The 26,983-nt window shown below is 63.3% G+C and carries 22 protein-coding genes; 10 read left to right on the top strand and 12 right to left on the bottom strand.

Features of this window, described 5'->3' with window-relative positions; translation table 11 throughout:
- A partial coding sequence (locus tag F758_RS44640) for an integrase core domain-containing protein (protein ID WP_035723205.1) occupies window positions 1-334 on the top strand: 334 nt, incomplete at its 5' end.
- Window positions 335-405: 71 nt separating this feature from the next.
- Here F758_RS44640 and F758_RS0126985 read toward each other — a convergent pair.
- The 6 genes from F758_RS0126985 to F758_RS0127015 form a co-directional block, all read right to left on the bottom strand.
- Window positions 406-1,179 carry an SDR family NAD(P)-dependent oxidoreductase gene (locus tag F758_RS0126985; RefSeq protein ID WP_024510803.1) on the bottom strand — a complete coding sequence of 258 codons (774 nt, stop codon included), beginning with the start codon at window positions 1,177-1,179 and terminating at the stop codon, window positions 406-408.
- 241 nt (window positions 1,180-1,420) lie between these two features.
- Window positions 1,421-2,563 carry a pimeloyl-CoA dehydrogenase small subunit gene (gene pimD / locus F758_RS0126995; protein WP_024510804.1) on the bottom strand — a complete coding sequence of 381 codons (1,143 nt, stop codon included), beginning with the start codon at window positions 2,561-2,563 and terminating at the stop codon, window positions 1,421-1,423.
- Window positions 2,564-2,759: 196 nt separating this feature from the next.
- Window positions 2,760-3,947, bottom strand: coding sequence for a pimeloyl-CoA dehydrogenase large subunit (gene pimC / locus F758_RS0127000; protein ID WP_024510805.1), 1,188 nt, complete (start codon window positions 3,945-3,947; stop codon window positions 2,760-2,762).
- Window positions 3,948-4,142: 195 nt separating this feature from the next.
- The gene (locus F758_RS0127005; RefSeq protein ID WP_024510806.1) at window positions 4,143-5,330 is read right to left on the bottom strand and encodes an acetyl-CoA C-acyltransferase; all 1,188 of its coding nucleotides are present in this window, start codon (window positions 5,328-5,330) and stop codon (window positions 4,143-4,145) included.
- Window positions 5,327-7,018 (bottom strand): dicarboxylate--CoA ligase PimA, encoded by a 1,692-nt coding sequence (gene pimA / locus F758_RS0127010; protein WP_024510807.1) that lies wholly within the window; start codon window positions 7,016-7,018, stop codon window positions 5,327-5,329. The genes F758_RS0127005 and pimA overlap by 4 nt, the downstream gene beginning before the upstream one ends.
- A 139-nt stretch (window positions 7,019-7,157) precedes the next feature.
- Window positions 7,158-9,257 carry a 3-hydroxyacyl-CoA dehydrogenase NAD-binding domain-containing protein gene (locus F758_RS0127015; protein ID WP_024510808.1) on the bottom strand — a complete coding sequence of 700 codons (2,100 nt, stop codon included), beginning with the start codon at window positions 9,255-9,257 and terminating at the stop codon, window positions 7,158-7,160.
- 173 nt (window positions 9,258-9,430) lie between these two features.
- Between F758_RS0127015 and F758_RS0127020 the strand changes: the two genes are divergently transcribed.
- From F758_RS0127020 to F758_RS0127065, 9 genes are all read left to right on the top strand, one after another.
- Window positions 9,431-10,309: an IclR family transcriptional regulator gene (locus F758_RS0127020; RefSeq protein WP_024510809.1), complete on the top strand. Its 879-nt coding sequence runs from the start codon at window positions 9,431-9,433 to the stop codon at window positions 10,307-10,309.
- A 72-nt stretch (window positions 10,310-10,381) separates the two neighbouring features.
- Window positions 10,382-11,179, top strand: a complete 798-nt coding sequence (locus tag F758_RS0127025; protein ID WP_024510810.1) for an ABC transporter ATP-binding protein — start codon at window positions 10,382-10,384, stop codon at window positions 11,177-11,179.
- Window positions 11,176-11,889, top strand: coding sequence for an ABC transporter ATP-binding protein (locus tag F758_RS0127030; protein WP_024510811.1), 714 nt, complete (start codon window positions 11,176-11,178; stop codon window positions 11,887-11,889). The genes F758_RS0127025 and F758_RS0127030 overlap by 4 nt, the downstream gene beginning before the upstream one ends.
- A gap of 150 nt (window positions 11,890-12,039) precedes the next feature.
- Entirely contained in the window at window positions 12,040-12,918 is an 879-nt protein-coding gene (locus F758_RS0127035) for a branched-chain amino acid ABC transporter permease (RefSeq protein WP_024510812.1), read from the top strand.
- A gap of 2 nt (window positions 12,919-12,920) precedes the next feature.
- Entirely contained in the window at window positions 12,921-13,940 is a 1,020-nt protein-coding gene (locus F758_RS0127040; RefSeq protein WP_024510813.1) for a branched-chain amino acid ABC transporter permease, read from the top strand.
- 133 nt (window positions 13,941-14,073) lie between these two features.
- Window positions 14,074-15,312 (top strand): ABC transporter substrate-binding protein, encoded by a 1,239-nt coding sequence (locus F758_RS0127045; RefSeq protein ID WP_024510814.1) that lies wholly within the window; start codon window positions 14,074-14,076, stop codon window positions 15,310-15,312.
- 242 nt (window positions 15,313-15,554) lie between these two features.
- Window positions 15,555-16,784: an ABC transporter substrate-binding protein gene (locus F758_RS0127050; RefSeq protein WP_024510815.1), complete on the top strand. Its 1,230-nt coding sequence runs from the start codon at window positions 15,555-15,557 to the stop codon at window positions 16,782-16,784.
- Window positions 16,785-16,962: 178 nt separating this feature from the next.
- Window positions 16,963-18,195, top strand: a complete 1,233-nt coding sequence (locus F758_RS0127055) for an ABC transporter substrate-binding protein (protein ID WP_024510816.1) — start codon at window positions 16,963-16,965, stop codon at window positions 18,193-18,195.
- Window positions 18,196-18,492: 297 nt separating this feature from the next.
- Window positions 18,493-19,776: a glycerate kinase type-2 family protein gene (locus F758_RS0127065; RefSeq protein ID WP_024510818.1), complete on the top strand. Its 1,284-nt coding sequence runs from the start codon at window positions 18,493-18,495 to the stop codon at window positions 19,774-19,776.
- A 101-nt stretch (window positions 19,777-19,877) separates the two neighbouring features.
- On the opposite strand, the gene F758_RS0127070 is transcribed toward F758_RS0127065, so the two are convergent.
- The 6 genes from F758_RS0127070 to hyfB are packed head-to-tail and all read right to left on the bottom strand — an operon-like array spanning window position 19,878 to window position 26,979.
- Window positions 19,878-20,399 carry an NADH-quinone oxidoreductase subunit B family protein gene (locus F758_RS0127070; protein WP_024510819.1) on the bottom strand — a complete coding sequence of 174 codons (522 nt, stop codon included), beginning with the start codon at window positions 20,397-20,399 and terminating at the stop codon, window positions 19,878-19,880.
- Window positions 20,400-20,409: 10 nt separating this feature from the next.
- Entirely contained in the window at window positions 20,410-21,915 is a 1,506-nt protein-coding gene (locus F758_RS0127075; RefSeq protein ID WP_024510820.1) for a hydrogenase large subunit, read from the bottom strand.
- A 5-nt stretch (window positions 21,916-21,920) separates the two neighbouring features.
- Entirely contained in the window at window positions 21,921-23,360 is a 1,440-nt protein-coding gene (locus F758_RS0127080) for a hydrogenase 4 subunit F (protein ID WP_024510821.1), read from the bottom strand.
- Entirely contained in the window at window positions 23,357-24,019 is a 663-nt protein-coding gene (locus F758_RS0127085) for a hydrogenase-4 component E (RefSeq protein ID WP_024510822.1), read from the bottom strand. Before F758_RS0127085 ends, F758_RS0127080 begins: the two co-directional genes overlap by 4 nt.
- Window positions 24,020-24,022: 3 nt before the next feature.
- Complete coding sequence (locus F758_RS0127090) at window positions 24,023-24,979, bottom strand: respiratory chain complex I subunit 1 family protein (RefSeq protein WP_024510823.1); 957 nt, start codon at window positions 24,977-24,979, stop codon at window positions 24,023-24,025.
- Window positions 24,976-26,979: a hydrogenase 4 subunit B gene (hyfB, locus tag F758_RS0127095; protein ID WP_024510824.1), complete on the bottom strand. Its 2,004-nt coding sequence runs from the start codon at window positions 26,977-26,979 to the stop codon at window positions 24,976-24,978. Before hyfB ends, F758_RS0127090 begins: the two co-directional genes overlap by 4 nt.
- Window positions 26,980-26,983 lie beyond the last annotated feature (4 nt).

Genomic DNA, 26,983 nt, shown 5'->3' on the forward strand with positions numbered 1-26,983 from the left:
CGCCGAGATCCTCTCCGATAACGGGGCCGAGTTCGCCTCCCGCAATAAACCCGAGGAGCACCCCTTCGAAGCCATGCTGATCGAGCTCGGGATCAAGCACCGCTACACCAGGCCCTACCGGCCGCAGACCAATGGCAAGGTCGAGCGGTTCTGGCGAACACTGGACGACGACGTCATCGAAGGCGCAACCTTCGATAACCTCGAGCACTTCGCCAATGAACTGTTCGAGTACCTGATCTACTACAACAATTTCAGACCTCATCAGGCCCTCGGCGGCAAGACCCCAAAGGACTTCGCCGCCGCCCAGACTCAAACCATTCGATCAGCGAATTAGTGAACATGCACAGCAATGACGGGCTTGGTTGAGGGCGCTCGTCCGACTCTGTAACTTGATCGGAGACCGCGTCAGGCCGCCGCCGTCGTCACGCCGCCGTCGACCACGATGGTCTGACCGGTCATGAAGGTGGAGGCGTCGGAGGCGAGATAGGCCACAGCGCCGGCGATCTCGTGCGGCTCGCCGATCCGCCGCAGCGGCGTGGTGGCGCAGCGGTGTTTCAAGCGCTCCTCGTCTTCCCACAGCGCACGCGCGAAATCGGTCTTGACCAGGCCCGGCGCGACGCAGTTGACGCGCACGCCCTTCGGACCCCACTCGCCGGCGAGGCTCCGGCACAGCGCGAAATCGGCGGCTTTGGAAATGCCGTAGGCGCCGATCACGGTCGAACCGCGCATCCCCCCGATCGAGGAGATGATCACCACCGAGCCTTTGCCGCGCGCGGCCATTTGTGGAATCGCGAGCGCGCAGAGCCAGAGGTTGCTCTTGACGTTGGAGCCCATGATCTTGTCGAAGGCTTCGTCAGAGATGTCGAGCAGCGGTCCGTAATACGGGTTCACGGCAGCGTTGCAGACCAGGATGTCGATCTTGCCATAGTGCTTGGTGGCGCCTTCGATCAACGCCTCGACCTCGTTGCGACGGGAGATGTTGCAAGGGATGACATGCGCATCGCCGCCGGCCTTCCTGATGCCATCAGCCACTTCCTGGCACGGCTCGGCCTTGCGGCTGGAGATCACCACTTTGGCGCCGAGCTGCGCCAGCAGTTCGGCGGAGGCGCGGCCGATGCCGCGGCTGGAGCCGGTGATCACGGCAACCTGGCCGGAGAGATCGAATGGGGTGTTGGTCACGGCGTGTGCTCCCTTCCTTCGTTTGCTGTTTTCTCTTCGTCACGGCCGGGCTTGTCCCGGCCATCCGCGTCTTTCATCAGGCCAGCGAAAACGTGGATGGGCGGGACAAGCCCGGGCATGACGGGCATTTTCTTGTTCGTCACTCCGGGGCACGCGGGTGAGCGCGTGAGCCCGGAATCCAGAGATTGCGGCGCGAGATTCCGGGTCCATTCGCGTTCCGCGAATGCCCCGGAATGACGAGCTAAACCAACCCGCCGCTCTCGCTGACGCGGCGCAGGTGATATTCGCTATCGCCAAAAGTGTTTTCGATCATCGTCAGCCGCTTGAAATAGTGGCCGATCTTGGCCTCCATGGTCATGCCGATGCCGCCGTGGAGCTGGATCGATTGCTGGCCGATGAACTTACCCGACTTGCCGATCTGGCACTTCGCGGCCGCGACCGCCTTCGCACGCTCGGCCGCATCGTCGAAGTCGGCCGCCATGGTGGCGAACATCGACATCGAGCGCGCCTGCTCGAGCGCCACGAACATGTCGGCGGCGCGATGCTGCAGAGTCTGGAAGCTGCCGATCGGGACCCCGAACTGCTTGCGGGTCTTCAGATACTCGACCGTTGTCTTCAGCGATTCATCCATGGCGCCGACCGCTTCCGCGCACAGCGCGGTGCGGGCCTCGTCAACCACGCGCTCGATCAGCGGCAGCCCGTTCTCGGGATCGCCGATCACAGCATCAGCGCCGACCTCGACGCCGGTGAAGCTGATGTCGGCGGCGTGCAGGCCGTCCTGGGTCGGATAAGTCTTTTTAGAAATCCCCTTGGCATCTGCGGGGACAAGGAAGACGCCGATGCCGGTCTTGTCGCGCTGCCCTCCTTGCGTGCGCGCGGTGACCACCAGCGTATCCGCGTTCTCGCCATTGGTGACGACGAATTTCTCGCCGTCGATCACGTAAGCCGCGCCCTTCTTCTTCGCCGAGGTGGTGACGTCATGAAGATCATAGCGCGAGTTCTTCTCGAGCTGCGCGAACGCAAAGGTCTTGCTGCCGTCGATGATGGACGGGATGTGCGCGGCCTTCTGCGCGGCCGAGCCGCCGTGGCGCAGGAAGCCGCCGCCGATCACGATGGTGGCGAGATACGGCTCCACCACCAGCGCCTTGCCGAGCGCTTCCATCACGATCATGGTTTCCACCGCGCCGGCGCCGAAGCCGCCGTCGGCTTCCGCAAAGGGCAGGCCGAGCAGGCCCTGCTCGGCGAGGCGGCCCCAGATCGCTCTGCTCCAGCCGCCCTTCTCCTTCATGTATTTCTTGCGCTGCTCGAAATCGTAGGCGTCGGTCAACAGACCGTCGACGCTTTCCTTGAGCAGCCGCTGCTCCTCGGACAAATCGAAATCCATGTGTTCTATGTCCTCATACCCGGTCCAATTTTTCTCTGTCATTCCGGGGCGCTCGCGTACAGCGAGCGAACCCGGAATCTGGAAGTTGCGGCGCGAGATTCCGGGCTCGCATCCAAGTCGGCTGTTGCCGACCTGGACAATCGAAAATTTCCGAACTCGGGTAAACCCGAGTTCGGGCGCGCGCCCCGGAATGAAGCTAAAGCCCCAGCACCGCCTTGGTGATGATGTTGCGCTGGATCTCGTTGGAGCCACCGTAGATCGAGACCTTGCGGTTGTTGAAGTAGCTCGGTGCGATCTGCGCTGTCCAATCCATCGCCTCATTGCTGCTATCAGGATGCTCGTCGTAAGGCGCCGCGAACGGCCCGATCACTTCCATCAGAAGCTCGGTGGTGGTCTGCTGGATTTCCGAGCCCTTGATCTTCAGCACCGACGAGGCCGGATTGGGCTTGCCCTTGCCGTGCTTGCCTTCGTCGGCGACGACGCGGAGCTGTGTCAGCTCCAGCGCTTTCAGCTCGATTTCGCAAGCCGCGAGCTTCTCGCGGAAAGCGGGATCCTCGATCACCGGACGCCCGCCTGACTCGACCTTCGAGGCGAGTTCCTTGATGCGGCGGATGCGTTCCTTGGAGACGCCGACGCGCGCAATGCCGGTGCGCTCGTTGCCGAGCAGGAATTTCGCGTAATCCCAGCCCTTGTTTTCCTCGCCGACCAGGTTCTCGTAAGGCACCTCGACATCGTCGAAGAAGACTTCGTTGACCTCATGGCCGCCGTCGATGGTCTGGATCGGGCGCACCGTGATGCCCTTGCTCTTCATGTCGACCAGGATGAAGGAGATGCCGGTCTGCTTCTTCGCAGCTGGATCGGTGCGGCAGAGGCAGAAGATCATGTCGGCATATTGCGCCAGCGTGGTCCAGGTCTTCTGGCCGTTGATGATCCACTTGTCGCCCTTGCGCTCCGCTTTCGTCTTCAGCGAAGCGAGGTCCGAACCCGAGCCCGGCTCCGAGAAGCCCTGGCACCACCAGTCGTCGACGTTTGCAATGCGCGGCAGATAGTATTTTTTCTGCGCTTCGTTGCCGAAAGTGTAAATGACCGGGCCGACCATGGAGACGCCGAAGGCGAGCGGCGCCGGCGCCGGATACATCTGCAGTTCCTCGTTGAAGATGTAGTGCTGCACCGAGCTCCACCCCGTGCCGCCATATTCCTTCGGCCAGTGGCTGACGCCCCAACCCTTCTTGTTGAGGATGCGCCACCAGACGACCATCTCCTCCTTCGAGACGTGGCGGCCCTCGACCAGCTTGCGCCGCGTCTCCGGCGGCACGTTGTCACGGAAGAATTGCCGCACTTCCTCGCGGAACGCCTGCTCTTCCTTAGTGAATGCGAGATCCATCGGATCCTCCTGTGAACGAATTTAGTTATCGACCACGTCATTCCGGGGCGCTCCGAACTCGGGCCTACCCGAGTTCGGCGATCTTATTGTCCAAGTCGGCAACAGCCGACTTGGATGCGCGAACCCGGAATTTTGCGCCACAATCTCCAGATTCCGGATCAGGCGCTTCCTGTCCGCAACGACGTGCAACCCTTTTTAATGCACCACCTCGAACAGGCCGGCCGCGCCCATGCCGCCGCCGACGCACATGGTGACGACGGCGTATTTCGCCTTGCGGCGGCGGCCTTCGATCAACGCGTGGCCGGTCAGCCGCGCGCCCGACATGCCGTAGGGATGGCCCATTGGTATCGAGCCGCCATTGACGTTGATCTTCTCGGGATCGATGCCGAGCCGGTCGCGGCAATAGATCACCTGCACGGCGAAGGCTTCGTTGAGCTCCCAGAGATCGATGTCATCGACCTTCAGGCCATGACGGCTGAGCAGCCGCGGCACGGCGAAGACCGGGCCGATGCCCATCTCGTCCGGCTCGCAGCCATGGGCGACGAAGCCGCGGAAGATGCCGAGCGGCTTGAGGCCGCGCTTCGCCGCTTGCTTGTCGCTCATGATCACGCAGGCGCTGGCGCCGTCCGAGAGCTGGCTGGCATTGCCGGCGGTGATGGTGAAGCCTTCGCCGCGCACCGGCTTCAAGCCGGCGAGACCTTCCGCCGTGGTGTCGGGCCGCGGGCCCTCGTCCTGCGACAGCGTGACTTCCTTGTAGGAAACCTCGCCGGTCGCCTTGTCGGTCACCGCCATCTTGGTGGTGATCGGCGCCAGCTCGTCCCTGAACTTGCCGGCCTGCTGGGCCGCCGCGACGCGGCGCTGGCTCTCCAGCGAATATTCGTCCTGCCTCTCGCGCGAGATCTCGTAGCGCTTTGCGACCACCTCGGCGGTGTCGATCATCGGCATGTAGACCTCGCCCTTGATCTTCAAGAGCGCCGGGTCCTGGGCATGGAAGGTGTTCATTTTGTCGTTCTGCACCAGGCTGATCGACTCGCCGCCGCCGCCGACCGCGATCTCGACGCCGTCGAACAGGACCGAGCGCGCCGCGAGCGCAATCGCCTGCAGGCCCGACGCGCATTGGCGGTCGATGGTGGTGCCGCCCACCGTCACGGGCAGACCTGCACGCAGCAGCGCCTTGCGCGCGATATTGCCGCCGGTCGCGCCCTGCTGCAGCGCCGCACCCATCACCACGTCCTCGACCTCCGCCGGATCGAGGTTGGCGCGCTTCACCGCCTCGCCGATGGCGTGGCCGAGCAGGGTCGCGCCTTCGGTGACGTTGAGCGCGCCGCGATAGGCCTTGCCGATCGGCGTGCGGGCGGTGGAAACGATGACGGCATCGGTCATGGACGACCTCCTGTTGCGAGTTGCTGTTTTGGTTCTGTTTGGTGTGACGATGGTTGCCGCTTGCGCAATTCGTGGCGCGAGAGTTTTCCGACCGGCGTGCGCGGCAATTCGGCGACGAACTCCACGGCCGCGGGCAATTCGTGCTTGCCGAGCTTGCCGGTCAGGTGCTCGCGCAGCTCCTCCAGCGTGAACGGCTTGGCGCCCTCGCGCAGCTTGATGAAAGCTTTCGCGGCTTCGCCGCGATAGGCATCGGGAATGCCGATGACGATCACTTCCTGCACGCCCGGGTAGGTGTAGATCGCCTGTTCGATCATCTGCGGATAGACGTTGAAGCCACCGGAGATGATCATGTCCTTCTTGCGGTCGACCAGATAGAAATAGCCGTCCGCGTCCATGTAGCCGATGTCGCCGGTGAGAAAGCGATCGCCGACGAAGGATTCCGCGGTTTCTTTCGGCTTGTTCCAGTAGCCCTTGGTGACGTTCGGCCCCTTGATGCGGATCTCGCCGACCTCGCCCGGCGGCAGCACCTTTTTGGGATCGTCGAGCGCAACGACATCGAGCTCGATGCCGGGCAGCATCAAGCCGATCGAGCCGGGCTTCTCGGGACCGACAGGCGGATGGCCGGTACCCGGCGAGCAGGTCTCGGTCATGCCCCAGCCGCTCTTCAGTTTGATGCCGACCTTGCGCTCGAAAACTCTGGCCACCTCGACCGGCAACGGCGCGCCGCCGGAGCCAGCACTGACGAGCGAGGAGAAGTCGCGCCTATCGAGATCGGGCAACGCGGCGATCGCTATCCACATGGTGGGAACGCCCGGGAAATAGGTGGCGCGCTTGATCTCGATGTCGCGCATCACGGCCTCTGCATCGAAACGCTGGTGCAGCGAGATCAGATTGCCGCGGCGGAGCGAGGAGAGCAGCACCACCGTCAGCGCGTAGATGTGGAACAGCGGCAGCACGCAGATGACACGGTCGATCCCCTCGCGCTTTTGCCGCGCCGGCCTGCCCCAGATATCGTAGATCGAGACCGCCGCAGTGAGATTGCCGTGGGTGAGCATCGCGCCCTTGGGCAGGCCGGTGGTGCCACCGGTATATTGCAAGAGCGCAACGTCATCGGGCGAGACCGTCGGCCACTCCTGCGGCGGCGCTGCGCCATCGACGAATTGCTTGAAGGTGACGACGGCGGGATGCTTCGGGATCGGCGCCTGCTTGGTGCCGACCGCGCCCCAATGGTCGTCCTCGCAGACGATCAGGCGGTCGATCAGCCCCTTCTCCAGAAACTTCAGCGCAGTCGGCAACAGCGCCGCGAGGTTGCTGGTGACCAGGACGCGGCTGCCTGAATCTGTAAGCTTGTGCGACAGCGCGATCTCACCGTCGAGCGGCGAGAGATGCGCGACCCGACCGCCTGCCTTGAGCGCGCCGAAGAAATTGATCGGATGGTCGGGCGTGTTGCCGAGGAACAGGGCGATCGAGGCGGCCTTGCCATAACCGGCGCGCAAGTAAGCGGCGGCCGCAACCTCGGCCAACGCTTCAAGCTCGGCGTAAGAGATCGGGCGGTCGCGGAATTCGATCGCCGTGCGCGCGCCATAGTCGCGCGCCGCTTGCGACAGGAGGTCGGGCAACGTGCCTTGCGCGATCGGGTCGTCCCAATGCACGCCTTCAGGGTAAAATTGTTCGCCGGGGTGGGTCATGTTAATTTTCAGACACCCTCATTCCGGGGCGATGCGCTAGCATCGAACTCTGATGCACAATTGCACATCTGAGAACCTCGAGATTCCGGGTTCGGCTCCGCGAGCCGCCCCGGAATGACTGGGTGAGAGCAATGGCCCATCAAGCCGCTTTCGAGCTCGACGCCGTGAGCGAGGCAAAGCCTTTGCCTTCGGCGACGAGACGCTTGAGCAGCGGCGCCGGTTCGAGCGAGGGATCGTTGGTTTCCTTGGCGTAGAAGGCGAGACGATCGGCGATGTGCTTCAACCCGACCTGGTCGGCCCAATACATCGGGCCGCCGCGATAGATCGGCCACCCATAACCATAGAGCCAGACCACGTCGATGTCGCTCGGCCGCGCGGCGATACTCTCTTCCAGGATCTTCGCGCCCTCGTTGATCATCGGATACATCATACGCTCGAGGATTTCCTCGTCGCTGACCGCGCGCCGCTTGCGCCCGAGCCGCGTCAAGGTCTCGTCGATCAGCTTTTCGACGTCCGGATCGGGCAGCGGCGCGCGCGAACCGGCTTCATACTTGTAATAGCCCTTGCCGGTCTTCTGGCCGAAGCGGCCGGCTTCGCACAGCGCATCCGCGATCTCGCTCTTGATGCCGCGGTCTTTACGCGAGCGCCAACCGATATCGAGGCCAGCGAGATCGCCCATCGCGAAGGGGCCCATCGGCATGCCGAATTTCGTAACCACGGCGTCGACCTGCTGCGGCAGCGCGCCTTCGAACAGGAGTTTTTCGGCCTGCTTGCCACGCTGCGCCAGCATGCGGTTGCCGACAAAGCCGTCGCAGACGCCGACCACCGCCGGCACTTTGGCGATCTTGCGCGCGATGGAGACGGCGGTCACCAAGGCATCGGGTGCGGTTTTCGCCGCGCGCACGATTTCGCACAGCTTCATCACATTGGCCGGCGAGAAGAAGTGCATGCCGAGCACGTCCTGCGGACGTTTGGTTTCCTTGGCGATTTCGTCGATGTTCAGGTACGAGGTATTCGATGCGAGCACCGCGCCCGGCTTTGCGAACTTGTCGAGCTGGCCGAAGACTTCTTTCTTCACCGCCATCGTCTCGAACACCGCCTCGATCACGAGGTCGGCGTCCTTGACGTTGTCCAGACCGACCACGCCGTTGATCAACGCCATGCGCTTGGCGGGCGCATCAGCCGGGATGCCGCCGCGGGCAGCGGTGGCTTCCCAGTTCTTCTGCATCACGCCCATGCCGCGCTTGAGCTGCTCCTCGCCGGTCTCGATCAGTGTCACGGGGATGCCGGCATTGGCGAAGGACATCGCGATGCCGCCACCCATGGTGCCGGCGCCGATGATGGCGACCCGCTCCACATTGCGCGGTTTCGTCCCTTCGGGGACACCCGCAATCTTCGCGGCCTCGCGCTCGGCGAAGAAGGCATAGCGCTGCGCCTTGGACTGGTCGCTCGCGACCAGCTTCAGGAAAGCCTCACGCTCCTTCTTCAGCCCTTCGTCAAAGGGCAGATCGATGGCATAGCCGACGGCATCGGCCGCCGCGAAGGGCGCCTCCAGCCCGCGCGCCCGCTTGGTCATCGCGGCGACCGCGTTGGTAAAAATAGAGCGGTCGGCCTTTGCTGCGGCAAGTTTGGAATTGTCGTCGCGCAGCTTGCGCAGCGGCCGTTTCTCGGCGAGCACCTTGCGGGCAAAGGCCTCGCCACCGATGGCGGGCCCCTCGACAATCTCCTCGATCAAGCCGTTCTTCAAGGCCTCCGCGGCGCTGATCGGATCGCCGCCGACGATCATCTTCACCGCGAGCTCAGGCCCCACCGCGCGCGGCAGGCGCTGCGTGCCGCCGGCGCCGGGCAGAAGGCCCAGCTTCACCTCGGGCAGACCGAGCTTGGCTTCCTTGGTCGCGACGCGGAAATGGCAAGCGAGCGCCACCTCGAGCCCGCCGCCGAGGGAGGTGCCGTGAATCGCCGCCACGATCGGCTTCGGCGAATTCTCCATCACCGCGAGCACTTCGTTCAGGCCCGGCGGCTTCGGCGGCTTGCCGAACTCGGTGATGTCGGCGCCGGCGATGAAGGTGCGCCCCGCACAGGTCAGGACGATCGCCTTCACCTCGGGGTCGGCGATCGCGCTGTTCACGCATTCCAGGATGCCGCCGCGCACCGCGGCGCTCAGCGCGTTCACGGGAGGATTGTTGACGGTGATGATGGCGATGACATCTTGACGTTCGAGCTTGACCACTTCGCTCACGCTACGCTCCTTGGCTTATTGTTTGGGGGCTTCTTGTTTGCTGGCTTCTTGTTCGCTTGCGGATTATTGTTCCCGTCAATTTCGCACTGCGGAATTTAATTCCACATCTTGACATCGAGGGTTATTTTGAAGCACGTCGCTTGTCAACGACTCCGCGCAAGTAGCAGCCGTCAATGAAACGTACAGGGAAGAAACCAGCGACCGATCGCAATTTCGTCGTCGCGCTCTCCCGTGGACTCGAAGTCTTGCGCGCATTCCAACCCAATGACGGGCTCCTGGGCAATCAGGAGATCGCGGCCCGTACGAATTTGCCCAAGCCGACGGTTTCCCGGCTGACTTATACCTTGACCAAGCTGGGTTATCTTACGCCGGTTCCGCGGTTTGAAAAGTATCGCCTCGCGCCCGCCGTGATGGCGCTTGGCTATGCGGCGCTGGCCAATCTCGGCGTCGGCCGCCTGTCCGAGCCGTACCGCGAGGAACTGATGCGGCAGACCGGCGGCGCCTGCGCGGTCGGCGGCCGCGACCGCCACAGCATGATCTATTTCGGCCAGAGCCGGAGCGAGCTGACGGTCGGAGTTCAACTTGACGTCGGCTCTCGCATTCCCATTGCAACCACCGCGATGGGGCGCGCCTACATTTGGGCGCTCACGGACGAGGAACGCGCCGCTTTGCTGCGCGAGCTTCGTGAACATTACGGCAGCCGCTGGCCGAAAATGCGGGACGGCATCGAACGTTCCGGCGAAACGGTTGCCAAATACGGCTTCGCGATGTCGGCCGGCGAGTGGCAAGACGACGTGCATGCGGTCGGCGTTGCGCTAAAGTTGAATGACGGAACGGGGCCATATGCGTTTAACTGCGGAGCGCCTGCGTTCCGTTTTACGGAGGAGCGGCTTCGCAACGATATTGGACCACGCCTTGTGGCGATGGTAAGGAACATCGAAGCAGCCCTCGGCGGCATCGCACCGCCGGCAGCGCAATCAAGAAAACAACAAAAACAACAAAACAAAAACGGGAAACCAGGAGGGAAAGTTGTGGCCGAGGAGATCAGGTAGGCTTCATCGTTGTCGCGTGCGAGGACGCTCGTGCGCCCGTCTCGCCCCTGCAAGTCGCACGGGCGAGACGACATGACGCAGGCCCAATTGGCGCAGAGACAGGATCCCCTGCTCGCGGTTCGCGACGTCAGCGTCGTGTTCGGCGGCATTGTCGCATTGAACGGCGTCTCTTTCGACATGCACAAGGGCCAGATCCTCGGCCTGATCGGTCCGAACGGCGCCGGCAAAACCACGCTGTTCAACTGCCTGAGCCGGCTGTATCAGCCAAGCGCCGGCGACATCCTGATGGAAGGCGTGAGCATCCTGAAGCGGCCGCCGCACCGGATCGCCGAGATAGGCATTGGCCGCACCTTCCAGAACGTCGCGCTGTTCGCCAATCTCTCGGTGCTCGACAATGTGCGCGTCGGCACCCACGCCCGCACCTCCAGCGACATCATCAGCGATTCGCTTAGGCCCCCCTGGGTCCGCCGCAGCGAAGCGAGCGTGAACAAGAAGGTCCACGAAATCCTCGGCTATCTCGATCTCGAGGACGTCGCGCACGCCACCGTCTCGGGCCTGCCGTTCGGCACGCAAAAGCGCGTCGAGCTCGCGCGCGCGCTGGCGGCCGATCCGAAAATCCTTCTTCTCGACGAACCCGCAGGCGGCCTCAACCACGAGGAAGTCCATGTGCTGGGCGAGCTGATCCGCCGCATCCGCGACGAGCGCCATGTCACCGTGCTGCTGGTCGAACATCACATGGGGCTCGTGATGTCGATCGCCGACCATGTCGTGGCGCTGAATTTCGGCCGCAAGCTCGCCGAAGGCACGCCGGGAGAGGTGCAGGCCGATCCCGACGTGATCAAGGCCTATCTCGGGAGCAAGGACCAATGACGACGCTGCTCAACGTCAAGGACCTGCGCGCCTATTACGGCCAAGTGCAGGCGCTGCATGGGCTCACCTTCTCGCTCAACGAGGGCAGCCTCACCACCTTGCTCGGGGCCAACGGCGCCGGCAAGACCACGACGCTGCGCGCGATCTGCAACATGGTGCGATCAACCGGCGCGATCGAATTCGACGGCCAGCCGCTCGGCAGCCGCTCGACCGAGAACATCGTGCGGCTCGGGATCGCGCATGTGCCGCAAGGCCGCGGCACCTTCACCGCCATGACCGTCGAGGAGAACCTGCAGCTCGGGGCCATCACCCGCACCGACAAGGCCGGCATCGTCGCCGATATCGAGCGGATGTATGCCTATTTCCCAGTGCTCAAGCAGCGTTACAGCCAGCAGGCCGGCACGCTGTCGGGCGGCGAGCAGCAGATGCTTGCGGTTGCCCGCGCGCTGATGCTGCGGCCGCGCCTGATGCTGCTGGACGAGCCGTCCTTCGGGCTCGCGCCGCTGGTGGTGCGCGATCTCTTCAAGATCCTCGGCAAGATCAACCGCGAGGAGAAGGTCTCGATCCTTGTCGTCGAGCAGAATGCGCAGCTCGCGCTCGAACTCGCCGACCATGCTTACGTGATCGAGACCGGCCGCATCGTCATGTCGGGATCTGCGAAGGAGATCGCGAGCAACGAGGACGTCCGCAAGTCCTATCTGGGCTACTGAGCTGGGGTGAGCTTGATGAGATCGGTGCGCCCACGCATTCGGTACACCTCTCCCCGCAACCGGGGTTTATCCCCGTTGCGGGGAGAGGTGGACCTCCCATGCCGTTACAGCTCAAGCTGAACCCGTTACGCTTTAGGGAGCGCGAGGCCGATGGAGCTTTTCATCAACCAAATCCTGGCCGGCATCTCCACCGGCGCGATCTATGCCTGCATGGCGCTTGCGGTGGTGATGATCTACCAGGCGATCGACCATCTCAATTTCGCGCAAGGCGAAATGGCGATGTTCTCGACTTTCATCTCCTGGCAGCTCATGCAATGGGGCATGCCCTATTGGGCGGCATTTTTCATCACGATTGCGCTGTCCTTCGCCGGGGGCATCGCGATCGAGCGCGTGATGTTCAAGCCGCTGGCAAAAGCGCCGATCCTGACCAACGTCGCGGGTTTCATTGCGCTGTATTCGATCATCAACTCGTCCGCGGGGCTGATCTGGGATTTCACCATCAAGCAATATCCGACTCCGTTCGGCTCGGCGCCTTTCCTCGGCAGCCAGCTCATTTCGACCCACCAGGCCGGCATGATCGGCGTCACCATCCTGCTCCTGATCGGGCTTTACGCCTTCTTCAGGTATACGCGGGTGGGTTTGGCCATGCGCGCGGCAGCCTCGCTGCCGGAGTCGGCGCGGCTGGTCGGCATCAATACATCCTGGATGATCGCCCTCGGCTGGGGCATGGCAGCCGCGATCGGCTCGATCGCGGGGATGATGATCGCGCCCGTGGTCTTCCTTGAGCCCAACATGATGCTGGGCGTCCTGATCTACGGCTTTGCGGCCGCGGTGCTCGGCGGGCTGACGAGCCCGTTCGGCGCCGTGATCGGCGGCTTCCTGGTCGGCATCTTCGAGAACCTCGCCGGCACCTACATTCCCGGCATCGGCAATGAACTGAAACTGCCGATCGCCCTGGCGCTGATCATTTCCGTCCTCGTCGTCAAACCCGCCGGACTGTTCGGCCGGCCCATCGTGAAGCGAGTCTGAGCATGAGCGCTGCTGTCGAGGAAGTCGTAACCGAGGCGCCTGCGGTAGAAGCCGTCCCCAAGCGGGCTATGACGCTCGGCACCGGCACATCGCTGACGGTGCTTGCCCTGCTGGTCGTCGCGCCACTGTTCGTCAAGAACTTCATCATCTTCCAGATGACGATGCTCCTGGTCTATGGGCTCGCGGTGCTGGCGCTCAACATTCTGACCGGCGGCAGCGGCCAGTTCTCGCTGGGCCAGAGCGCGTTCTATGCGATCGGCGCCTATACGTCCGCAATCCTGATGGAGCAGTACAACGTCAATTACGTGCTGACCCTTCCGGTTTCGGGCGCGTTGTGCTTCGCAGCAGGTTTCCTGTTCGGCCAGCCGGCGCTGCGGCTGTCCGGCGTGTATCTTGCGCTCGCGACCTTCGCGCTCGCAACCGCGATGCCGCAGCTCCTGAAGCTGAATTTCCTGGAGCCCTGGACCGGCGGCGTGCAGGGCCTGGTCGTAACCAAGCCTGACGCGCCGTTCGGCCTGCCGATGTCGCAGGACATGTGGCTCTATTATTTCACACTGGTGATCACCATCGCGATCTACATCGCCTCGGTCAATCTGCTGCGCTCGCGCTCGGGCCGCGCCTTCATGGCGATCCGAGACAACGAGATCGCGGCCTCCGCCATGGGCATTGACGTCGCATTGTACAAGACGCTGGCATTCGGCGTTTCCGCCGGGATCACCGGCGTTGCCGGCTCGCTCGGTGCCATCGTGGTGCAGTTCGTCGCGCCCGACAGCTACACCATCACGCTCGCCATCGCGCTGTTCCTCGGCATGGTGGTCGGCGGCGTCGGTTGGCTGCCCGGATCGATCGTGGGCTCGGCCTTCATCATTTTCGTGCCGAACATCGCCGAAAGCATTTCGAAAGGATTGTCCGGTGCGGTGTTCGGCGTGCTCCTGTTCCTCGTCATCTTCGCCGTACCGCACGGCGCAAGGCAGGTTGCGATCGTCTGCCAGCAGGCGCTCGCGAAATACAAGAGGCGGTAGTGAAGCGGAATCGTCCTTGATTGGACTGAATCATCCGCGAGCCGTTTTACCTCGCGCCCCTCTTGCCCGCCGAAGCTTTAGCGGAGGCGGATGGGGGCGAGGGAGAAACGCGTTCTTCGCTCAACAAGGAGAAATGATGCTTTCGCAAAAACTAAGACTAGCCGCGCTTGCGACGGCGGTCGTCTTCTTTACCTCCGGCGCGGCACTCGCCCAAAAGAAATACGATGCCGGTGCCAGCGATACCGAGATCAAGATCGGCAACATCATACCCTATAGCGGCCCTGCCTCCGCCTATGGCGTGATCGGCAAGACCGAAGAGGCCTATTTCAACAAGATCAATGCCGAAGGCGGCATCAACGGCCGCAAAATCAAGTTCATTTCATACGACGACAGCTACAGCCCGCCGAAAGCGGTGGAGCAGGCGCGCAAGCTGGTCGAGAGCGACGAGGTCCTTTTGATTTTCAATTCGCTCGGCACGCCCTCGAACTCGGCGATCCAGAAATATTTGAATGCCAAGAAAGTACCGCAGCTCTTCGTCGCCACCGGCGCCAGCAAGTGGAACGACCCCAAGAATTTCCCCTGGACCATGGGCTGGCAGCCCTCCTACCAGAGCGAGGCGCATATCTATGCGAAATATCTGCTCAAGGAGAAGCCCGAGGGCAAGATCGGCGTGCTCTATCAGAACGATGATTTCGGTAAGGACTATCTGAACGGATTGAAAGACGGCCTCGCGGACAAGAGCTCCATGATCGTCGCCGAGGAAGGCTACGAGACCTCGGAGCCTTCGATCGATAACCATATCGTCAGGCTGAAAGCTTCCGGCGCCGATGTCTTCATCTCCGTCACCACGCCCAAATTTGCGGCGCAGGCGATCAAAAGGCTCGCCGAGATCGACTGGCACCCCCTGCACATCGTCTCCAACGTGTCGGCCTCCGTCGGCGGCGTGCTCAAGCCGGCGGGCTTCGAGAACTCCCAAGGCATCCTGTCATCGGCCTACGCCAAGGACGGCTCCGATCCGCAGTGGGACAACGATCCCGGCATGAAGAAATTCTATGCTTTCCTGGAGAAATACTATCCGGAGGGCGACAGGCTGAACGCCTCGACGGTGTACGGTTACGGCGTGGCGCAGACGCTGGTGCAAGTGCTCAAGCAGTGCGGCGACGAGCTGACCCGCGAGAACGTGATGAAGCAGGCGGCAAGCTTGAATGATTTCGAGCCCGACACGCTCCTGCCCGGCATCAAGATCAACACGTCGCCGACCGATTTCGCTCCGATCAAGCAGCTACAGATGATGCGCTTCAAGGGCGAGAAGTGGGAGCTGTTCGGCCCCATCATGAGCGGCCAGCTCAACGAGCAAAGCAGTTTCCAGTGATACCTTTGAGTGTGGGAATCCCGCAGCTCGCCCGTTAGACTAAATGACGCCCCCCGTGATGCTCTCGCGGGGGGCTTTATATTGCTGGTGCCTCGCAACGGGTGTTGAATGCAGGCCGGAGCGTCAGGAGGACGCGCCCAACAAACGTGGGAAGCGTCGACGCCCGCACCCGAGACGAGCGGACGCGAGCAGACCCTCCCAATAATCACAAGGAGACGCATTCACCGACCAAGGAGAACGTCATGCCTGCATTCGAATGGCGATGGGCGGCCTTTTCGGCCGCAGTCGCGATAGCCGTTGCGATGTCCCCCGGAGCGCTGGCGCAAAGCAAATACGACACCGGCGCGAGCGATACCGAAATCAAGATCGGTAACATCATGCCCTATAGCGGCCCGGCCTCGGCCTACGGCGTGATCGGAAGGACGGAAGCGGCCTACTTCAACAAGATCAATGCGGAAGGCGGCATCAACGGACGAAAGATCAATTTCATCTCCTATGACGACGGCTACAGCCCGCCGAAGACCGTCGAGCAGGCACGCAAGCTGGTCGAGAGCGACGAGGTGCTCCTGATCTTCAACTCGCTCGGCACGCCGCCGAACTCGGCGATCCAGAAATACATGAACGCGAAGAAAGTGCCGCAGCTCTTCGTCGCCACCGGCGCAACCAAGTGGAACGACCCGAAGGATTTCCCCTGGACCATGGGCTGGCAGCCGAACTACCAGAGCGAGTCGCGCATCTACGCGAAATACATGCTGAAGAACCATCCGAGCGGCAAGATCGCCGTGCTGTACCAGAACGACGACTACGGGAAGGATTACCTGAAAGGATTGAAGGACGGGCTCGGCGCCAAGGCCAGCTCGATGATCGTGGCCGAGGAAAGTTATGAGACCACCGAGCCGACGATCGATTCTCACATCGTCACGCTGAAGGCGAGCGGCGCCGATATCTTCTTCAACGTCACCACCCCGAAATTCGCCGCACAGGCGATCAGGAAAGTCGCCGAGATCGGCTGGAAGCCGGTGCACTTCCTCAATAACGTCTCGGTTTCGATCGGCAGCGTGATGAAGCCGGCCGGCTTCGAGAATGATCAGGGCATCATCTCCTCGGCTTATCTAAAGGATCCCACCGATCCGCAGTGGAAGGACGACGCGGGGATGAAGGAATGGAATGCATTCCTGGACAAGTACTTCCCTGATGCCAACCGCAGCGACATCAACGTGGTCTACGGCTACACCGTGGCCCAGGGCCTGGTGCATGTGCTGAAGGCCTGCGGCAACGATCTCACCCGCGCCAATGTCATGAAACAGGCGGCGAACATCCGGGATCTCGAGCTCGGCATGTTCCTGCCCGGGGTCAAGGTCAACACGTCGCCGACGGACTTTGCGCCGATTTCACAATTGCAGCTCGAGCGCTTCAAGGGCGATAGCTGGGAGCGCTTCGGCGACGTCATCTCGTCCGACGTCGGCGGTTAGCGCCGAGCGCCCCGTCGCGAACTTGACCGCTAAGACGGCAGCCCCTGCGGCTCTTTCGCAGGGGCTTTCCGTTTGACGGTTTTCGCAAAATGGTATCGACTACGGCGGATCAGAAAAGAGCTCCCGGTCAAGAGAGCCGCGACACGATCGACATTTTTCAAAAAAGGGAGAGAACGTAATGCCTGTTATCGCCACAAGGCTGGCCGTAGCATCGACCGCCCTTGTCCTGTTCGCCGCTTCGATTGCAGCCGCGCCGGCGGCGGATAAGAAATATGACACCGGCGCCACCGACACTGAAATCAAGATCGGCAACATCATGCCCTATAGCGGCCCGGCGTCCGCCTACGGCCAGATCGGCAAGACCGAGGCCGCCTACTTCAGGAAGATCAATGCCGAAGGCGGCATCAACGGGCGCAAGATCAACTTCATCTCCTATGACGACGGCTACAGCCCGCCGAAGACCGTCGAGCAGGCGCGCAAGCTGGTCGAAAGCGACGAGGTGCTGTTCATCTTCAATTCGCTCGGCACGCCGCCGAACTCCGCGATCCACAAATACATGAATGCGAAGAAGGTGCCGCAGCTCTTCGTCGCCACCGGCGCGACCAAGTGGAACGACCCGCAAAACTTCCCCTGGACCATGGGCTGGCAGCCCAACTACCAGAGCGAGTCGCGCATCTACGCGAAATACCTTTTGAAGGAGAAGCCCGACGCCAAGATCGCGGTGCTCTACCAGAACGACGATTACGGCAAGGACTATCTGAAAGGCTTGAAGGACGGGCTTGGCGCCAAGGCCGCCTCGATGATCATTGCGGAAGAAAGCTATGAGACCACCGAGCCGACCATCGATAGCCACATCGTCAAGCTGAAGTCGACCGGCGCCGACGTGTTCGTCGACATCACCACACCCAAATTCGCGGCGCAAGCGATCAGGAAGGCGCACGAAATCGACTGGAATGCGCTGCACATCCTCAATAACGTCTCGGCCTCGGTCGGCAGCGTGATGAAGCCGGCCGGCTTTGAGAACGCGCAAGGCATCATTTCCGCGGCCTATCTGAAGGACGTCTCCGACCCGCAATGGAAGGACGACGCCGGGATGAAGCAATTCCTCGACTTCATGGCCAAGGATTTCCCCGAGGGCGACAAGCTCGCCAACGAACCAGTGGTCGGCTACAGCGTCGCGCAGACATTGGTGCAGGTGCTCAAGCAATGCGGTGACGACCTTACCCGCGAGAACGTGATGAAGCAGGCGGCAAACCTGAAAAACTTCCGCGTCGAGATGCTGCTGCCCGGCATCACCATCAACACATCCCCGAGCGATTTCGCCCCGATCAGCCAGCTTCAGCTGCAGCGTTTCAAGGGCGAGAAGTGGGAGCTGTTCGGCGACGTCATCTCCGGCGACGTCGGCGGCTAGAGCATGATCAGGAAAAGTGTGTAGCGGTTTTCCGAAAAGATCATGCTCAATCAAAGAGCCAAAGCGCGATGACAATTCAACCCAATCTCACCGCGCTTTAGCGTCGCCGCGACGCTTGCAGTTTGCCCCCGCAGGCCTGGAGCGCGATACATCATCGTGCTCTGGGTTTTTTGGACCATGATCTCTTCGGAAAACCGGTGCCCACTCTTCCGGATCATGCTCTTGCGGGGGTTTTCTTTTGAGCGGAGAAGAGGGATAAACAATAGCAATGTTCTCCTCCCGATCGTTCCGAAAGCAATGACCGACCGACGCCCTCTCCTGCGCGCAATCTTCGACGCGGCGGTGGCCGCTGCCCACCCCGACGTCGTGCTGGCGCCGCATCTGTCGCCGCCGCCGTCCGGCCGCGTGATATGCCTTGCCGCGGGCAAAGGCGCCGCCGCCATGGCGGCCTCCGCCGAGCGGCACTATCTCGACGGGTTCAAGCTTGATCCGGCGCGGCTTTCCGGCATTGCCACCACGCGGCACGGCCACGGCGTGCCGACGCGGCGCATCAAAGTGATCGAGGCCGGCCACCCGATGCCGGACGAAGCAGGCATGAGAGCCGCGGAGGAGACGCTGCAGTTGGCCGAAACCGCGCAAGCGGACGATCTCCTGCTGGTGCTGCTGTCGGGCGGCGGCTCCGCCAACTGGATCGCTCCGGCCGACGGCATCAGCTTTGGGCAAAAGCAGCAGTTGACGCGGGCACTGCTGCGCTCCGGCGCGCCGATCGGCGAGATCAACACGGTCCGTAAGCATCTGTCGCGCATCAAAGGCGGGCGGCTGGCGCGCGCCGGCCGGCACGCTGCCGAGATCGTGACGCTTGCGATCTCCGACGTGCCGCGCGACGATCCGTCCGCGATCGCCTCCGGCCCGACGGTGCCCGATCCAACCACGCTTGCGGATGCGCGCGCCATCATCGCCAAATATGGCCTGGAGATGGATGAGGCGATCCGCCGCGCGCTGGATGATCCGCGCAACGAGAGTTGCAAGGCGAGCGATCCCGCCTTTGCCCGCGCACGCTACGAATTGATCGCCAAACCGAAGGCTTCGCTCGATGCGGCGATCGCCCGCGCGCGAGCGGCCGGCTATGAGATCGTCGATCTCGGCGCCGATCTGGAAGGCGAAGCACGCGAGGTCGCCGCCGACCATGCCCGCCTGGCGCTCAAGGCGCGCAGCGAGGGCCGCCGCATCGCGATCCTCTCCGGCGGCGAGCTCACGGTGACCGTGCGCGGCAATGGCCATGGCGGTCCCAACCAGGAATACGCGCTGGCCCTGGCGGATCTCGTGAAGGATACGCCGGACGTTGCCGCGCTCGCCGGCGATACCGACGGTGCCGACGGCGGCGGCGGCAGCGCGAGCGATCCCGCGGGCGCGATCATCGATGCGAGCACCTTCGCCAAGATGAAATCGCTCGGGCTCGATCCGCGCAGCTATCTCGACAACAACGATGCGACCGCGTTCTTCGCGGCGACCGGCGATCTCCTGCAGACCGGCCCGACGCTGACCAACGTCAACGACATCAGGGTGATCTTGGTCGGGTAAGGGCACGTCATTCCGGGGCGCCTCGAAGAGGCGAACCCGGAATCCGGAGATTCCGGGTTCGGTCCTTCCGCCCCGGAATGACGGCAAAAAGAGCAAGGATGCTACTTCCCCGCGACATGCTGCAGCAGCGCCAGCAAGCCCTTGAGCAACGCGGTGGGTGATGGCGGGCAGCCGGGAATGTGCAGATCGACCGGCACCACATCGGACACGCCGCCGAGACAGGCGTAACTGCCCCTGAAAATGCCGCCATCGGCCGCGCAGCCACCGACAGCCACGACCCATTTGGGATCGGGCGTGGCGTTATAGGCGCGAAGCAGCGCCTCGCGCATGTTTTTTGTCACCGGCCCCGTCACCATCAAGACGTCGGCGTGGCGGGGCGAGGCAACAAAGCGCAGGCCGAAACGCTCGAGGTCGTAAAAGGCGTTGCTGAGCGCGTGAATTTCCAGCTCGCAAGCATTGCAGGAGCCGGCGTCGACCGCGCGGATCGACAGCGAACGTCCGAGCCGCGCCTGCGCCGCTTTGTCGACGTTCTTCGCCAGCTCAGCGAGCGCCGCTTCATCCGGCGCGGGCGGCGCTTCGGTGAGCGGGCCGTGCGTGAGGCTTTCGAGCAAGGTCTTTCGCATCGCATACGCCTTACAAATCGACCCCGGAATAGGAGCAGTTGAAGGATTTGTTGCAGAGCGGGAAGTCGGCGATGATGTTCTTCTCGATCGCAGCCTCCAGCAGCGGCCACTGGAACCAGGAGGCGTCGCGCAAATGGCAGCGCAGGATGCGGTTCTCGCCGTCGAGCCGCAGCCAGACCAACACGTCGCCGCGGAATGCCTCGACCAGGGCCATGCCCTCGCGCACCTCGCCGCTCGCCTTGAGCTCTGTCCCGATCTCACCGCGCGGCAGGCGATCGAGGATCTGATCGATCAGCGCAAGGCTCTGTTCGACTTCGCGGATGCGGATCCAGACCCGCGCATTGACGTCGCCGGCCCTCAGCACCGGTACTTCAAACGACAATTGATCATAGGGCGCGTAAGCGAAGTTTCGCCGCGCATCGAAGGCGCGGCCCGCCGCGCGACCGACATAGCCGCCGGCCCCGAACCGGCGGGCGTAGTCGGGTTTGACAATGCCTGTTGTGACGGTGCGGTCCTGCAGCGAGGCGGTGTTGTCATAGAGCTCGACCAGGCGCGGGAACACTTTGCGGATTTCGGCAAGCAGCGCCCGCACCTGCTCCAGGTCGCCGGAGGCGATGTCGCGCGCAACACCGCCCGGCACGATCATATCCATCATCAATCTGTGGCCGAAGCAGGCGTCGGCGGCGCGCAAGACGCGCTCACGCAGGATGCCGGTCTGGGCCAGCATCAGCGCGAAGGAGGCATCGTTGCAGATCCCGCCGATATCGCCGATATGATTGGCGAGCCGCTCCAGCTCAGCCATCAGCGCCCGCAAATAAGTCGCACGCGGCGGTGCCTCGATGCCGAGCGCTGCTTCGACGGCGCGTGCAAACGCAAAAGAATAAGCGACCGTGCTGTCGCCGGAGGTGCGGCCTGCGAGCTTTGCTGCCGCCTCCAGCGAGGCGTCCTGCATCAGCTTTTCAATGCCTTTGTGCACAAAGCCGAACCGCTGCTCCACCCGCACCACGTGCTCGCCATTCGCCGAGAAGCGGAAATGGCCGGGCTCGATGATCCCGGCATGAATCGGGCCGACGGCGACCTGGTGCAGCGCCTCGCCTTCGGCCGGCAGGAATGGATAGGGAGCCTTCTCGCCCGCGGCCGTGTTGCTGCCGAGCGGCGCGTGCACGCCCCACACGCCGTGATCGAGCCACGGCCGCGTATCGCCGGCGCCGACCGCCTCCAGTCCGAAGAGATCGCAAATGCTGCGTTCGAGCCGCAGCGCCGGCGGATGGGAGGCACTGACGCCAGGGAATTTTCCCGATGCGCATTGCAGGGTGATGACCGCGGCATCGCTCGCCCCGCCGAGCAGCGCCATGTGCACGGCGGTCGCCTCGCCCCACAGGCCGAGCAGCGTGAGCTCCCCGCCAGCGAGAAGCTCGATCGCCTTCAGCCACCCCTCCTCGCCGACGGCGGCGCGTGGCCAGGGCCGATGCGGGGACGAAGTGGAGTGATGTGGGATGCCGTCGAGCAGAGCCATTGAGCTTACCCCAACAGTCGCGCGACGTTCTGAAAGCCGTTCACCAGGGCCGGCGGCAAATAGACGCCGGCCATACAGACCAGCGCCAGATGGGTGAACATCGGCACGTAAGAGGCTTCGGCCGGCTTCGTCGCACCCTTCGGCTCGCCGAACATCACGGCATTGATGCGCAAGAACAGGCCGCCCAGCGCGATCAGGATGCCGAGCACCAGGATGGCTGCGAGGTAAGGCGCGCGAGCGAAGGTCGAGCTCACGACCAGGAACTCGCTCATGAAGATGCCGAGCGGCGGCAGGCCGACGATGGCGACGACGCCGAGCATCAATCCCCAGCCGAGCACCGGGTTGGTGACGGTGAGCCCGCCGATATCGGCGATCTTCTGCGTTCCCTTGACCTGCGCGACATGGCCGACGGCAAAGAAGATCGCCGACTTGGTCAGCGAATGCATGGTCATGTGCAACAGACCTGCGAAATTCGCGAGCGGCCCGCCCATGCCGAAGGCGAACACGATGATGCCCATGTGCTCGATGGAGGAATAGGCGAACATGCGCTTGATGTCGCGCCGGCGGTAGAGCATCAGGCTCGCGAAGATCACGGAGATCAGGCCCATCACCACCATCAGCGGGCCCGGCGCGATGGTGCCGACGGAAACCGCGAGGATCATCTTGAAGCGGAGCAGCGCGTAGAGCGCAACGTTGAGCAGAAGGCCGGACAGCACCGCCGAGATCGGCGTTGGTCCCTCGGCATGGGCGTCGGGCAGCCAGGCATGCAGCGGCGCCAGGCCCACCTTGGTGCCGTAGCCGAGCAGCAGAAACACGAAGGCGACATTGAGCAGCGCAGGATCGAATTCGGCGGCGCGCTTCACCAGCACCGTCCACACCATCGCGTCCAGTCCCTCCCCGATCACAGGCCGCGCGGCCATGTAGACCAGGATGGTGCCGAACAGCGCGAGCGCGATGCCGACGCTGCCGAGAATGAAATACTTCCAGGCCGCCTCCAGCGCCTCATGGGTGCGGTAGATGCCGACCATCAGCACCGTGGTCAGCGTCGCAACTTCGACCGCGACCCACATCAGGCCGATATTGTTGGCGACCAGCGCAAGGTTCATCGCGAACATCAGCGTCTGGTACATCGCGTGATAGAAGCGCACGAAGGCGGGCGTCAGCCGCCCGATCGCGATTTCATGGCTGATATAGCTCGCGCTGAACACGCTCGTGGTGAAGCCGACGAAGGTGTTGAGCACGATGAACACCTTGTTGAGGTCGTCGACCAGAAGATACTGGCCGGACACCGGCTCGACCACGAACAGCGACAAGGCGGTCAGGAAGGTGAACACCGCCGCCACTACGTTGATTGCTGCGCTCAGCCGGTAATCGGGCATCAGCGCGAGGATTGCGGCCGACACTGCGGGGATGAGCAGGATGGCGGCGAGCGCGTCGACAGTCATCGGCGTTCTCCCCGGAAACGGTCCAACGCCTGGATATCGACGCTGTCGAAGCGCTCGCGAATGCGGAACAGGAAGATGCCGATGACGATGAAGGCGATCAGCACCGAGAAGGCGACGCTGATCTCCACCACCAGCGGCATGCCCTTGGCGCCGGTCGCCGCCAGCACCAGACCGTTTTCCAGCGACATGAAGCCAACCACCTGGCTCACCGCATTGCGGCGGGTCACCATGATCAGGAGCCCGAGCAGCACCACCGAGAGCGCAAAGGCAAGATCCTCCCGCGCCAGCGCATCAGCACCGGGCGTGACGCGCAGCATCACCACCATCGACAGCGCCACCAGGCCGATGCCGGCCATCATGGTCAGCCCGACACCCACGGCGGTCTCGATCTCGCGGTGAATGCCGAGGCGGACGATGATCCGGTGCAGGGCGACCGGAATGATGGTGGCCTTGAAGACCAGCGCGATGAAAGCGGTGACATAGAGATGCGGCGCGTCCTGGATAAAGGCCTGCCAGGCGACCGACAGCGCCAGGACCAGCGCATGCAGCGCATAGACGTTGAGGAGCGCGGTGAGCCGGTCCTGGTAGAGCATCATGAAGCTTGCCAGCACCAGCGTGCCCGCGAGCAGATGAGCGACGTCGAATTCAAGGCCGTGCATGGCTCACAGGCTCCCCGAAACGAAGCGCAGCAGCGTTGCCAGCAGCGCCAGCATCAGCGCCGCGCCCAAGAACTCCGGTATCCGGAACACCCGCATCTTGGCGATCGCGGTCTCAAAGACCGCGAGCGCGACGCCGCAGGCCGAAAGCTTGACGATGTAGGTGAGCGCGCCGAACGCCAGCGACCGCACGCCGGCCTCCGGCGCGGCGGCGCCCCATGGCATGAAGATGCAGGCGATCATCGAAATGTAGAGCAACAGTTTCAGTTGCGAGGAGAGATCGATCAGCGCGAGATGCCGCCCCGAATATTCCAGCACCATCGCCTCATGCACCATGGTGAGTTCGAGGTGCGTCGCCGGATTGTCGACGGGAATTCGCCCGTTCTCGGCGATGGCCACGATCGTCAGCGCGACCAGCGCAAGACCAAGCGATACGCGCAGGCCCACCGCGCTCGAGCCCATGAATTCGGCGATGGTCGAGAGCTGGGTCGAGCCCGCGATCATTGCCACCGAAAACACCATGATCAGGATCGCGGGCTCGGCGAGCGAAGCGATCATCACCTCGCGGCTGGAGCCGATGCCGCCGAAGGCGGTGCCGACGTCGAGGCCAGCGAGCGCAAGGAAGAAGCGCGCGCTGCCGAGCAGCGCAATGATGGCGATGAGGTCGGCCGACCAGGAGAACAACAATCCGCTGCCGAAGGTCGGCACCAGCGAGGCCGCGACCCAGGTGCCGGCGAAGATGATGTAGGGGATGACGCGGAACAGCCAGGAGGCGTTTTCCGCCAGCACCACGTCCTTACGCATCAGGCGGATCAGGTCGCGATAGGGCTGCAACAGCGGCGGACCTTGCCGGCGTAACAGTCGCGCCTTGATCTTGCGGACGAAGCCGGTGAGCAGCGGCGCGAGCATGAGCACGAGCAGCATCTGCGCACCCTGCGAGATGAGATCGTTGATCATGCTCATATCGCGAGCACCAGCAGCAGCACGATCAGCGCCACGAATACCAGCGCGAGATAGCGGCGGATGGTCAGGAATTGCAGGACGTTGATGCGCTCGGTCGCAAAGCCGATGGCCTTTGCGATCGGGGCATAGAGCGCATCCCAGATCAGATCATGCATGTCGACCACGAGTCGCGCCGGCGCGGCCGAGCCCGGCGGCGGCATCTCACCGATCTCGCGCGCGGCAAAGATGGTGGTGCCGAACACGCGACGGATCGGCTGCGAGAAGCTGGATGCGGTGTATTGGATCGCAGGGCTGGAATCGGGGAAACCGCAGTCCCAGGCCGGTGCGCGGCGGAGGCGATCGGAAGCGAGGCGATGAATTGCGATCGAGGCGATCGAGCCGGAGAGCAGCACGAAGGCGAACAGCAGGAGACCGTTATAGGAGCTGCGGCTTTCCGCGATCGGCACGATGGTCAGCCATTCGAGGCCAGCCTGGTGCGGCATGCTGTTGCCGACCATTGCGGTCGCGACCGGTCCCAGCGCATCGATGAAGAGGCCTGGGAAAATGCCGGCCACGAGGCAGAACGCGGCCAATGCGAACAGGGCGGCCAGCGAGAAGCGATCGACCTCCTGCGCGCCGCCGGCCGCCTCTCCGCGCGCGCGGCCGAGAAAGCTGATGCCGTAGAGCTTCACGAAACAGGCGGCCGCAAGCGCCGCGGCCAGCGCCAGCAGCCCACCGACGGCGGGAATGATCAGCTTCAGCCCCCAGGATGGCAATTGTGGGCTAAGCAAGATCGCCTGGAATGTCAGCCATTCCGAGACAAAGCCGTTGAAGGGCGGCAGCGCCGAGATCGCGACGCAGCCGATCAGCATCGCGACCGCCGTTTGCGGCATGCGGTGGATCAGCCCGCCCAGTCTTTCCATATCCCGCTCGCCGGTGGCGTTGAGCACGCACCCGGCACCGAAGAAGAGCAGGCTTTTGAAGGCCGCATGGTTGAGCACATGGAGCAGTGCTGCGGTGAAGGCGAGCGCCGCGACCCAGGCCATGCCTTCGGCCTTGAAGGCGAGCGCGAGGCCGAGCCCGACGAAAACGATGCCGATATTCTCGATCGTCGAGTAGGCCAGCACGCGCTTGATGTCGCGCTGCATCAGCGCATAAAGCACGCCGAGCGTGGCGGATGGACCGCCGATCGCCAGGACGAGCATGCTCCACCACCATTCCGGCTGACCGAGCAGGTCGAACACGACGCGAACAAAGCCGTAGATGGCGACCTTGGTCATGACGCCGCTCATCAGCGCGGAGACATGGCTCGGTGCTGCGGGATGTGCGAGCGGCAGCCAGGCATGCAGCGGCACCAGACCGGCCTTCGATCCGGCTCCCAGCAACGCCAGCAACAGGACCGCAGTCGAGAGCATCGGCGTCAGATGCGTGGCGCGGATGGTGGCGAAATCATAACTGCCGCTGCCGCCTGCGAGCACGCCGAAGGCGAGCAGCAGCGTCAGCGTGCCGAAGCTTGCCATCAGCAGATAGACATAGCCGGCGCGGACATTCTCGCTCTCGCGATGATGGGCAACCACCAGCGCCCAAGAGGCGAGCGACATGAACTCCCAGGCGACCAGGAAGCTGAAGGCGTCATCCGCCAGCACAACGGCGTTCATGGCGGCGAGATAGGCCGGATAAAACGGCAGCACGCGCCCCGGCGAATGCTCGTGCCGGCCGTAGCCCAGCGCGAACAGGCTCGCTGCCGCGCCGCCAAAATTGATCGCGGAGAGAAAGAAGGCGGCAAGCGGATCGATGCGGAAATGCGCCCCTAACCAGGGCAATCCAACGGGCAGCGTAGTGCTCAGCGTCGGATGCGCCGGATCGAGCAGAACCGAAAGCGCGATGACGCAGAGCGCAAGGGTCGCAACCAAGCTTGCGCCATAAACCACGGCCGAGCCGCGCGCATGCGTGGCGAGCACAATTCCCGCTGGCGCCAGCGCCAGCAACACCGCGACGCAAGTCAGCGCCGCGGCGATCATGGCC

Origin of the sequence: Bradyrhizobium sp. ARR65, assembly GCF_000472385.1 — a bacterium.
Lineage (GTDB): Bacteria > Pseudomonadota > Alphaproteobacteria > Rhizobiales > Xanthobacteraceae > Bradyrhizobium.